9 protein-coding genes are annotated in these 11,741 nt (G+C 54.7%); all 9 read right to left on the bottom strand.

Annotated features, from left to right (window positions below; all coding sequences use genetic code 11):
- Positions 1-921 (bottom strand): D-alanine--D-alanine ligase, encoded by a 921-nt coding sequence (locus ACOZIO_RS09590; RefSeq protein WP_129953197.1) that lies wholly within the window; start codon positions 919-921, stop codon positions 1-3.
- Complete coding sequence (gene murC / locus ACOZIO_RS09585) at positions 914-2,389, bottom strand: UDP-N-acetylmuramate--L-alanine ligase (RefSeq protein ID WP_015690468.1); 1,476 nt, start codon at positions 2,387-2,389, stop codon at positions 914-916. The genes ACOZIO_RS09590 and murC overlap by 8 nt, the downstream gene beginning before the upstream one ends.
- 78 nt (positions 2,390-2,467) lie before the next feature.
- A complete protein-coding gene (gene murG / locus ACOZIO_RS09580; RefSeq protein ID WP_129953199.1) occupies positions 2,468-3,535 on the bottom strand; it encodes an undecaprenyldiphospho-muramoylpentapeptide beta-N-acetylglucosaminyltransferase in 1,068 nt (355 codons plus the stop codon).
- On the bottom strand, positions 3,532-4,734 hold the full coding sequence (gene ftsW / locus ACOZIO_RS09575) for a cell division protein FtsW (RefSeq protein WP_370278342.1): 1,203 nt from the start codon (positions 4,732-4,734) through the stop codon (positions 3,532-3,534). The genes murG and ftsW overlap by 4 nt, the downstream gene beginning before the upstream one ends.
- 2 nt (positions 4,735-4,736) lie before the next feature.
- Positions 4,737-6,056, bottom strand: coding sequence for a UDP-N-acetylmuramoyl-L-alanine--D-glutamate ligase (murD, locus tag ACOZIO_RS09570; RefSeq protein ID WP_421595216.1), 1,320 nt, complete (start codon positions 6,054-6,056; stop codon positions 4,737-4,739).
- 2 nt (positions 6,057-6,058) lie between these two features.
- Positions 6,059-7,141 (bottom strand): phospho-N-acetylmuramoyl-pentapeptide-transferase, encoded by a 1,083-nt coding sequence (gene mraY / locus ACOZIO_RS09565; protein ID WP_129953202.1) that lies wholly within the window; start codon positions 7,139-7,141, stop codon positions 6,059-6,061.
- Positions 7,135-8,496, bottom strand: coding sequence for a UDP-N-acetylmuramoyl-tripeptide--D-alanyl-D-alanine ligase (gene murF, locus ACOZIO_RS09560; protein ID WP_217157498.1), 1,362 nt, complete (start codon positions 8,494-8,496; stop codon positions 7,135-7,137). Before murF ends, mraY begins: the two co-directional genes overlap by 7 nt.
- Positions 8,493-9,980 (bottom strand): UDP-N-acetylmuramoyl-L-alanyl-D-glutamate--2,6-diaminopimelate ligase, encoded by a 1,488-nt coding sequence (gene murE, locus ACOZIO_RS09555; RefSeq protein ID WP_129953204.1) that lies wholly within the window; start codon positions 9,978-9,980, stop codon positions 8,493-8,495. Before murE ends, murF begins: the two co-directional genes overlap by 4 nt.
- Complete coding sequence (locus ACOZIO_RS09550; RefSeq protein ID WP_421595215.1) at positions 9,967-11,730, bottom strand: peptidoglycan glycosyltransferase FtsI; 1,764 nt, start codon at positions 11,728-11,730, stop codon at positions 9,967-9,969. Before ACOZIO_RS09550 ends, murE begins: the two co-directional genes overlap by 14 nt.
- Positions 11,731-11,741 lie beyond the last annotated feature (11 nt).

Below are 11,741 nucleotides of genomic sequence, written 5' to 3'. Positions count from 1 at the left end.
TCAGTCTGCCAGTTCCAGAATACGGAAAACGAGTTGCGGGAAACTCAGCCCGGCGTGTTTAGCCGCCATCGGCACCAGACTGTGACTCGTCATTCCTGGCGAGGTATTCGCTTCCAGTAAATTGAAGTTGCCATCACCGTCCTGCATGACGTCGACACGCCCCCAGCCGCTGCAATCGAGCGCCTTATAAGCCTGCAACGCCAGTACAGTCAACTGCTGCTCCTGCGCTTCGCTTAACCCGCTCGGGCAAAAATATTGTGTTTCATCAGACAAATATTTTGCCTGATAGTCATAAAATGTACCGGCAGGCTGGATACGAATGGATGGCATCACCTGATCGCCCACGATAGCCACGGTATATTCCGGGCCGCTCAGCCATTTTTCGATCAGTACGTTATCGTCATGCCTGAAGCCTTCCTGCAGAGCAGGCAGCAACTCTTTTTCCGTTGTCACTTTGCTCATCCCGACACTGGAACCTTCACGGCTTGGTTTGACGATCAGCGGCAGACCCAGTTCGGCGATTTTTGCCGCCAGAGCGCCCTGCCCTGCTTCTTCAATTTGTGAACGATGCAATGCGACAAACGGCGTAACCGGTAGCCCTAAAGCCTGCCACACCAGTTTGGTGCGGAACTTATCCATGGTCAGCGCCGACGCCATTACACCGCTGCCGGTATAAGGCAAACCGATTTGTTCCAGCAACCCCTGCATCGTCCCGTCTTCGCCACCGCGACCGTGAAGTGCGATAAAGACTTTGCTGTAACCTTCTTCCCTGAGAAGCGCCACATTAAAGGTTTTGGTATCGATGCCGTGGGCATCAACACCGGATTCGCGTAAACCTGCCAGTACCGCGGCGCCTGACTGTAATGACACATCGCGTTCTGCGGAAGTTCCCCCGAACAATACCGCTACTTTCTCAGACATGATGTTCTTCACCTTTCTTAACCGGTTGCAGCTTTTGATCAGCCAATTTACGGGCTACTCTGCCGACATTACCGGCACCCTGAACCAGAACTAAATCATCACCTTCAAGGATTTGCGCCAGACTTTCCGGCACCGCCTCAATATCAGAAACCAAAATCGGATCAAGCTTGCCGCGTGCACGAATAGTGCGGCACAACGAGCGGCTGTCCGCGCCCGGGATTGGCGCTTCTCCGGCCGGATAGACATCCAGCATAATCAGCACATCAACCTGTGAAAGCACATTGGCAAAATCATCGTACAAATCGCGGGTACGGGTGTAACGGTGCGGCTGGAAAATCATCACCAGGCGTTTGTTTGCCCAGCCCGCACGTGCCGCTTTGATCGTGGCATCGACTTCTGTCGGATGGTGACCGTAGTCATCGACCAGCATTGCACTCCCCGTTTTACCGTTCACATTTTCCAGCGCGTACTCGCCCAGGAAATCGAAACGGCGTCCGGTACCCTGGAAGCCTGCCAGTGCACGTAAAATAGCGTCGTCGCTGATATTTTCGTCAGTCGCGACGGCGACGGCGGCCGCAGCGTTCAGGGCATTGTGACGACCCGGCGCGTTCAGCGTCACACTGATGAGCGGCAAGTCCTGGCGGCGCAGCGTAAAGTGCCCTTGCGCACCTACCTGACGATAGTTTTCGATAATCACATCGGCATCTTCGCTGAAACCGTACGTCGTCATATGACGGCCTACGCGGGGTATCAGCTCACGGATCACCGGATCATCAATGCACATCACTGCGCGTCCGTAGAACGGCAGGTTATGCAGGAAATTGATGAAGGTTTGTTTCAGGATTTCAAAGTCACCCTGATACGTATCCATATGATCTGCTTCGATATTGGTCACGATAGCAACCATCGGTTGCAGATGCAGGAAAGACGCATCGCTTTCATCTGCTTCAGCAATCAGAAAACGGCTTGAACCCAGACGCGCATGCGTGCCTGCGGCTTTCACCAGTCCGCCGTTGACAAAGGTCGGATCCAGCCCGGCCTCGGCATAAATACTGGTTACCATTGCCGTGGTCGTTGTTTTACCGTGCGTACCTGCCACGGCGATGCCGTGACGAAAACGCATCAGTTCTGCAAGCATTTCCGCACGGCGGATCACCGGAATACGGGCTTCGCGCGCCGCAACGATTTCCGGGTTATCGGATGAAATCGCCGTGGAAACCACCACCACGCTGGCATCCAGCACGTTCTCAGGGCGGTGATTAAAATAAATCGTCGCGCCCAGTGCAGTCAGTTGCTGAGTCACCGCATTCGGTGCTAAATCAGAACCGCTGATCTGATAGCCTTCATTGGCCAACACTTCGGCGATACCACCCATGCCGGCACCACCGATGCCAACAAAGTGAATGTGCCGGACACGATGCATCTCAGGCACGAAGGTACGCAGTTTCGCCAATTGTTGTGTATTCACGTTTTTATTCACTATTTCAGGTTACTGATTAATCCGTTTCTTACGGCTGGGACCATACACTGCATGGCCCGTTCACTTTCATTTTTTGCTGGCGGTAACCACTTCTGCGGCAACACGCTCTGTCGCATCGGGAATGGCGGCGGCACGTGCAGCCATCGCCATCCCCATCAGATGGGTTCTGTCCCATCCGGCCATCAGATCAGCGACGGCGGCGGCACTAAAATCTTTCTGCTCAATAATCTTCGCAGCGCCGGCTTTTTCCAGCGGCAGCGCATTCCAGTACTGTTGACGGTCTTTGTGCTGGAAAGGCACAAAAATCGCGGGTAAGCCTGCGGCAGCAATTTCGCTGACCGTTAACGCCCCGGAACGGCAAACCACCACATCAGCCCAGGCGTAAGCCTCTGCCATGTCATCAATGAATTCGGTCACTTTATGCTGCGCCTGACCGGCTTTTTCATAAGCCTGATTCACGGACTCCAGCGCACCTTTACCCACCTGATGCCACAGCGTAATTTTATCGCCCATCAGCGCCGCCACGTCCGGCATGCTCTGATTAAGGACGCGTGCGCCCTGACTGCCACCAATCACCAGCACACGGATTGGCCCTTCACGACCGGCCAGTCGGGTTGCCGGTAATTCCAGCGCCAGGACATCCGTGCGCACCGGATTGCCAACAACGTCAGCATGCGGAAATGCACCCGGAAACGCCTGCAACACTTTTTTTGCAATATGCGACAAACCTTTATTGGTCATACCGGCAATACCATTTTGCTCGTGTAACACCACCGGAATGCCCAGTGACCAGGCCGCCAGCCCCCCGGGGCCGGACACGTATCCGCCCATGCCCAATACCACATCTGGCTGGAAGCGTTTCATGATCGCCTTCGCCTGACGCCACGCATGATATATGCGAACAGGGGCAGTAAGTTGCGCTTTCAGACCTTTCCCACGCAATCCGGCAATTTTAATGAAATCAATATCGATACCGTGTTTGGGTACCAAATCCGCTTCCATCCGGTCTGCTGTACCCAGCCAGCGAACTTCCCAACCTTGCGCGATAAGATGATGGGCTACTGCCAGTCCAGGGAAAACATGTCCACCGGTACCGCCGGCCATCACCATTAAACGCCGGGCATTGCCACTCATCGGGCACTCCTTACAAACGCCTGGGCTTTTGCCAGCCGCGTTTCAAAATCCACTCGCAGCAATAACACGATTGCCGTCGACATAATTAACAGGCTCGAACCGCCGTAACTGATGAGCGGCAGTGTCAGGCCTTTCGTTGGCAACATGCCCGCCGCGGCTCCGACGTTAACCAACGCCTGAAAGCTGAACCATACGCCAATTGAACAGGCTAAAAACCCGGAAAAACGCTGGTCAGTTTCTAACGCCCTGCGTCCGATAGACATGGCGCGAAAAGCGACGAAGAATACCATTAACAGGGCTAAAACCACACCGAAATACCCCAATTCTTCACCTAAAATGGAGAAGATAAAGTCGGTATGTGCTTCAGGTAAATACTCCAGTTTCTGGACTGAATTACCTAATCCCTGCCCCCAGAATTCCCCACGACCAAATGCCATCAGTGACTGCGTTAACTGGTAGCCACTACCAAACGGATCCGCCCACGGATTCCAGAACGATGTCACACGACGCATACGGTATGGCTCGGCAAGAACCAGCAGTACTACGGCGAATACGCCCGAACCGATAATGGCCAGGAACTGCCACATCTTGGCACCCGCCAGGAATAACATCGCCAGCGTAGTGATAAACAGCACAACCACCGTACCGAGGTCAGGCTGAGCCAACAGCAATACGGCCAGCACCACCATCACGCCCATGGGTTTGCAGAAGCCCCAAAAGTTACTGCGCACTTCATCCACTTTGCGCACCAGATAGCTGGCGAGGTAGCAAAACAGTGACAACTTGGAGAACTCTGCTGGCTGAATACGCAGGGGTCCGAGAGAAATCCAGCGTGATGCCCCGTTAACCGAGCTACCCACAACCAGCACCACCAGCAGCATGATCACCGACAGCAGTAGCAGAACGTTGCTGTACTTCTGCCAGACCGCCATCGGCACGCGTAATGTCACCAGCGATAAACCAAACGCCAGACCGAGATAAATGGCATCGCGTTTAGCAAACAAAAACGGGTCATCTGCCAGACGCTGGCCAATCGGCATTGAGGCCGATGTCACCATCACGAAGCCGACGATAGCCAACCCGAATGTCAGCCACAGCAACGTCCGGTCATACAACACCAGTGTGACGGAGTCGTTTTCTTTGGAGCCCATCACCCAGTCATTAAACTTGGCGGCGAGGCTCAGCCCGGGGATCCGAATCCTCATGAGCCCAGCTCCTTCGCCAGCGCGGTAAAGACATCGCCGCGTTGTTCAAAACTGCGGAACTGATCCAGACTCGCGCAGGCTGGCGACAGTAAAACCATGTCCCCGGAAGCCACACGCGTGCTGATATCACGCATCGCCTGTTCCATCGTTTCAAACAGGGAGGAAACCTCAGGACGCAAATCCGCAAGCTCCGCACCATCACGCCCAAAACAATAAATACGTAACTTATCGCCTTGCAGATAGCGCGTCAGTGGCGAGAAATCAGCTGATTTCCCGTCTCCGCCCAACAGCAGGTGCAACGTGCCTTCAACATGCAGCCCGTTTAATGCCGCTTCGGTGCTGCCCACATTGGTGGCCTTCGAATCATTAATCCAGCGCACGCCGTTATGCTGCCATGCCAGCTGGAAACGGTGAGCCAGACCGGTAAAGGTCGTCAGCGCTTTCAGACTGGATGCATGAGGGATACCGACCGCATCCGCCAGCGCCAGCGCCGCCAGGGCATTGGTATAGTTATGGCGTCCTGTGAGCGGCATTTCGCGGGTATTCAGGACTTTCTCACCACGGACACGCAACCAGATATCATCTTGCTGACGGGTCAGATGGTAATCACCCACATCGACGCCAAAACTCACACAACGTTTATCCGCACCACGTACCGGCATGGTCAGCGCATCGTCGGCATTAACGACACACAATGCTGCGTTCTCGTAAACCTTCAGCTTGGCTGCCCGGTATTGCTGCAAACCAAACGGATAGCGATCCATATGGTCTTCAGTTACGTTAAGAATGGTCGCCGCAGCCGCGTGCAGACTGTGCGTGGTTTCAAGCTGGAAGCTGGAGAGCTCAAGCACAAACAAATCATATTCGTGATCCAACATAGTCAGCACAGGCAAACCGATATTACCGCCTACGCCCATGCGCCATCCGGCCGCTTTCGCCATCTCGCCAACCAGCGTGGTGACGGTGCTTTTGCCGTTCGAACCGGTAATGGCGACGATCGGGGTTTGCGTTTCACGGCAGAACAATTCGATATCGCCGATGATTTCCACGCCTGCGTCTGCAGCAGCGCTGAGTGCCGGCGTTGCCAGCGCAACACCCGGACTTGAAATGATCAAATCCGCGTCCAGCAGCCAGTCTTCATTGAGCGAACCGAGGTGACACTCAATGTTATCCGCCAGTTTATCGAGCCCTGGCGGGCTGACGCGGGTATCAATAACACGCGGCGTTACGCCACGTGCTGCAAAGAAATCAACACAAGAGAGGCCGGTAAGACCCAGCCCGATGATGACCACTTTTTTACCCTGATAGTCAGCCATATTTATCGTACCTTCAGCGTCGCCAGGCCAATCAGCACCAGCATCAGCGAAATAATCCAGAAACGCACAATGACGCGCGGTTCCGGCCAGCCTTTAAGTTCATAGTGATGATGAATCGGCGCCATACGGAAAATACGCTGCCCACGTAACTTAAAGGACCCGACCTGCAGGATGACCGACAGCGTTTCGACAACAAACACACCGCCCATAATCACCAGTAAGAACTCCTGACGCAGCAGCACGGCGATAGTACCCAGCGCGCCTCCCAAAGCCAGAGAGCCGACATCCCCCATGAAAACTTGTGCCGGATAGGTGTTGAACCACAGGAACCCCAGCCCGGCACCGACAATGGCGGTACACACGATCACCAGCTCACCGGCATGGCGCAGATACGGAATGTGCAGGTAGCTGGCGAAATTCATGTTACCGGTCGCCCATGCCACCAGCGCAAACCCCGCCGCGACGAAAACCGTTGGCATAATCGCCAGACCATCCAGACCGTCCGTCAGATTTACTGCGTTACTGGTACCGACAATCACAAAATAGCTCAGCAGGATGTACATCAAACCCAGCTGCGGCATGATGTCTTTAAAGAACGGCACCACGAGCTCGGTCGCAGGCGTGTCTTTACCAATGGCATACATCGTGAAGGCCGCCGCCAGCGCAATCACGGACTGCCAGAAATATTTCCAACGGGCAATCAGGCCCTTGGTGTCTTTACGCACGACTTTACGGTAGTCATCGATAAAGCCCACCACCCCGTAGCCCAGCAATACGAACAGTACACACCACACGTACGGGTTGGACGGATAGGCCCACATCAATACGGAAATCGTGATAGACGCCAGAATCATCAGGCCGCCCATCGTCGGTGTACCACGTTTACTGAAATGTGATTCCGGGCCGTCGTTACGCACAACCTGACCGAAAGACATTTTCTGCAGGCGGGCAATCATCCGAGGCCCGATCCATAACGACAGGAACAACGCGGTCAGCAGGCTGACAATGGCGCGAAACGTCAGGTAAGAAAAGACGTTGAAGCCGGAATAATATTTGACCAAGTGTTCGGCCAGCCAAACTAACATGTTGCATTCTCCTGTAACGCGCGTACTACCTGCTCCATTGCGGCACTACGTGAACCTTTAATTAAAACGGTAATTACCGCATGTTCAGACAGTAAGCTCGTTAAACGGGCCGTCAGGGCTGCCTTATCTTCCAGATGTTCACCACACCCGCTGACATCACTGATGATGCGGCTGTCATGACCAATACTGAATACCTTGTCGATACCGGCGTCGCGGATAGCTTCGCCGACCTGGCGGTGGCAGCTTTCGCTTTCAGCGCCCAGTTCCGCCATATCGCCTACCGCCATTACGCGGTATCCCGGCATCTCTGCCAGCACCTGTGCGGCAGCGGTCATAGAACCGACGTTGGCGTTGTAGCTGTCATCGAGCAAAGTTTTGCCGTCGCAAAGTGCGATAGGGAACAGACGCCCTTTGACGGATTGCAATGTCGCCAGCCCGGCGCGCACGTTTTCCAGCGATGCGCCTACAGACAGCGCCAGCGCGGCCGCAGCCAGAGCATTGGCGATGTTGTGACGGCCAGGCACCGGCAGTGAAACGTCAATGTTTCCCTGAGGAGAATGCAGCGTGAATGCGGTATTTAACGGGCTGAGCTTGACGTCAGTTGCACTGAAATCGATGCCTTCAGCAAGAATCGGGGAGAAACGCCAGACAGTTTTGCCGTTAAGCTTGTGCTGCCAGTTGGCATAATCATTGTTGTCCGCATTAATAACGGCAATGCCTTTTTCCGGCAGCCCTTCGAAAATCTCGCCTTTCGCACGGGCCACGCCGGCGAGAGAACCGAAACCTTCCAGATGTGCGGCAGACAGGTTATTTACCAGCGCCGTCTCAGGCCGCGCCAGCGCAGTGGTATAGGCGATTTCACCCGGATGATTCGCGCCCATTTCTATCACAGCAAAATCATGTTCTGCCGTCAGTCGCAGCAATGTCAGCGGAACACCAATATCGTTATTGAAGTTACCTGCGGTATACAGCACATTGCCGCACTCGCGCAAAATCGCCGCTGTCATCTCTTTCACAGAAGTCTTGCCGGAAGACCCCGTCAGACCAACGACTCGGGCAGGAACCTGCTGACGCACCCAACCGCCCAGTTGTCCGAGTGCAATACGAGTGTCCGTTACCAGGAGTTGAGGAACATCCACCGGTAAGCGCTTACTTACCAGTAAAGCCGCGGAACCGGCTTTTACGGCATCAACCGCAAAGTCATGGGCATCAAATTTTTCGCCTTTGAGTGCCACAAACAAACCGCCTTCGGTCACCTGACGGGTATCGGTCGTTACACTGTCAATTTGGGTATCAACCCCGATAAGCTCAGCGTTGAGCGCATCGGCCAGAGTTTGCAAGGAAACGCGGATCATGCGATCACCCCCAGCAAACGAGCGACCGTAACGCGGTCGGAATAATCGAGACGCTGATTGCCGACAAGCTGGTAATCCTCATGCCCTTTACCGGCAATCAACACGACATCATCTTCTTTAGCCTGCATGATCGCACTGGTGACTGCTTCTGCGCGGCCATGAATTTCCTGCGCGCGCCCGGCATCAAGCAGGCCTGCAAGAATATCGGCAACGATAGCGCGAGGCTCTTCACTGCGGGGATTATCATCGGTAACAATCACGCGGTCGGCGTATTGCTCAGCGATACCGCCCATCAGCGGACGCTTGCCTTTGTCACGATCGCCACCGCAACCAAAGACACACCACAACGTGCCACGACAATGCAGACGTGCTGCCGCCAGGGCTTTTTCCAGTGCATCAGGCGTATGAGCATAATCAACCACCGCCGTGGGTTTACCCGGCGCATTGAAAACTTCCATGCGACCGCAGACCGGTTGCAACTGAGAGGCTGTCGCCAGCAATTGTGCCAGCGGATAGTCCAGAGAAAGCAGCGTTGCCAAGGCAACCAGCAGGTTACTGACGTTGAATGCGCCCATCAGGCGGCTCTCCAGCCGGCCTTCGCCCCAGCTGGAATCGATGTTTACGGTGGCACCGTTATCGTGATAATTCACGCTACGGGCTACCAGCCAGCGGCCATTCCAGCCTGCCGGAATTTTGTCTTCCATGCTGACCGCAATCGCATTTGGCGTTTTTGCCAGCCAGCGTGCGCCAACGTGATCGTCAGCATTAATAATTTTTTGGCCGACCTGATGTGAAGCGAAAAGCTGCCATTTGGCGTCTTCATAGCTTTGCATATCACCATGATAATCAAGGTGATCACGACTCAGGTTGGTAAATGCGGCAGCGGCAAAGGGCAGTGCGGCAACACGATGCTGAACCAGCCCGTGTGAAGAGACTTCCATTGCAGCAAAAGTTGCGCCCTGTTTCACCAGATCAGCCAGAATATGCTGAACCTGTACGGCAGAACCGGTGGTGTTTTCGGCGGGCACCACGCTATCCAGCAACCCGTTGCCCACGGTGCCCATGACGGCACTGGTTTCGCCCAGCAACTGGCTCCACTGCGCCAGCAGTTGCGTGGTGGTGGTTTTGCCATTGGTGCCTGTTACGCCAACAAGACGTAATGTTTTGCCCGGCTGCTGGTAAAAACGGCCCGCCAGCTGTGACAGCAAAATATTTAAATCTTCCAGATAAACGACCGGTACACCATGCATCTGGCAGACCGTTCCGTGCTTTTGTTCACCTTTTGCCTCGGCCACCACGGCGGCGACGCCCTGAGCAATTGCCTGGGGAATAAAACGACGCCCGTCACTGGTATGGCCTGAAACCGCGACAAACAGATCGCCGGCAGCCGCAACGCGGCTGTCCAGAATCATGTCTTTTAGCGCTACCGCCGGGGCATCACTCACCCAGGGCGCTAAGATGTCGCGCAAATTACGATCTGCCACCTGAAGCCTCTTTTTGATTATTCACTATGTCTGCGTTTTCATCGGCAGTCAGCGCATCTGGTTCAACGTTCATGGTACGCAATACCCCGCCCATGATGGCGCCAAACACCGGTGCGGAAACGGCCCCACCGTAATATTTCCCTGCCTGTGGATCGTTGATAACCACGACAAGGGCAAATCTTGGATTGCTTGCTGGCGCAACGCCGGCGGTATAGGCAATGTATTTATTAACGTATTTCCCGTCCGGCCCGACCTTTTTCGCGGTACCGGTTTTGATCGCAATGCGGTAGCCCTTGATCGCCGCTTTCACACCGCCACCGCCGGGCAGCGCCACGCTTTCCATCATATGTACGACGGTACGCACCAGTGGTTCAGGGAAAACGCGCTCGCCGGAAACCGGCGGATCAACCCGGGTAATCGACAACGGGCGATAAACGCCCATGCTGCCGATGGTTGCATAGACTCGCGCTAGCTGGAGAGGTGTCACCATTAGCCCGTAGCCGAAAGAGAAGGTGGCCCTCTCTATGTCAGACCACCGTTGTTTTTTAGGGTATAAGCCACTGCTTTCTCCAACCAGCCCCAAATTGGTCGGTTTTCCCAATCCGAATCGCGAGTAAGTGTCTACCAGCTCTGCGGATGGCATCGATAACGCCAGTCGTGAAACACCAACGTTACTCGACTTCTGCAAGATACCCGTGACGGAAAGTTCCGCGTAACGGGCCACATCTTTAATCTCATGACCGTTAATCCGGTACGGCAAGGTATTGAGTACGCTGTTCTCGCGCACCACACCATTTTTCAATGCCGTCATCACTACCATCGGTTTCACGGTTGAACCCGGTTCGAAGATATCGGTGATGGCGCGGTTACGCATCACGTCTTTTGGCGTATCCGGCATGTTATTTGGGTTGTAGGACGGGCTGTTGGCCATCGCCAGAACTTCACCGGTTTGCACATCGACCAGTACCGCAGTGCCCGACTCCGCTTTATTGAATGCCACCGCGTTATTGAGCTCGCGGTAAACCAGCGCCTGCAAACGCTCATCGATGCTCAGCGCCAGATTGTGTGCCGCCTGGCTGTCTACGGTAGAAATATCTTCGATAACGCGACCGAAGCGGTCTTTACGAATAGTTCGCTCGCCCGGTTTACCGGTCAGCCAGCGGTCAAAACTCTTCTCAACGCCTTCTATACCTTCGCCGTCGATATTGGTGACGCCAATAACATGCGATGTCACCTGCCCGGCAGGGTAATAGCGGCGGGATTCCTGACGCAGGGAAATCCCCGGCAGTTTGAGTTTACGAATATACTCACCGACCGCAGGATTGACCTGGCGTGCCAGATAGACAAAGCGTCCGTTGGGATTGGCAGTAATACGGGAAGAAAGCTGAGCAAGCGGCATATTCAGCGCATCGGCCAGTGCTTTCCATTTGCTATCGGTGGTGATACCGCCGCGATCGCTAATTTCTTTAGGGTCAGCCCAGATGGCGTTAACCGGCACACTGACCGCCAGCGGGCGACCTGAGCGATCAGTAATCATGCCACGGGATGTGGGAATGGTTTGTACGCGCAGGGAACGCAGGTCGCCTTCCTTCACCAGCTTATCCGGATTAATCACCTGCAGATACGCCACGCGCAACATCAGGCCAACCAATGCCAGCAGGATACAGGCGCACAACAACGCAAAACGCCAGCTGATGAAGCTGGCTTGGTTTTCGGGACGCTTTAACTTCGCGGTGCGTGTTGCTTTCATTCGCTGCCTGT

Origin of the sequence: Rahnella sp. PD4 (assembly GCF_049199325.1) — a bacterium.
GTDB classification, from domain to species: Bacteria; Pseudomonadota; Gammaproteobacteria; order Enterobacterales; family Enterobacteriaceae; genus Rahnella; species Rahnella perminowiae.
The sequence above is the reverse complement of the archived record's forward strand: the minus strand, read 5'-3'. Positions and strand labels throughout refer to the sequence as shown.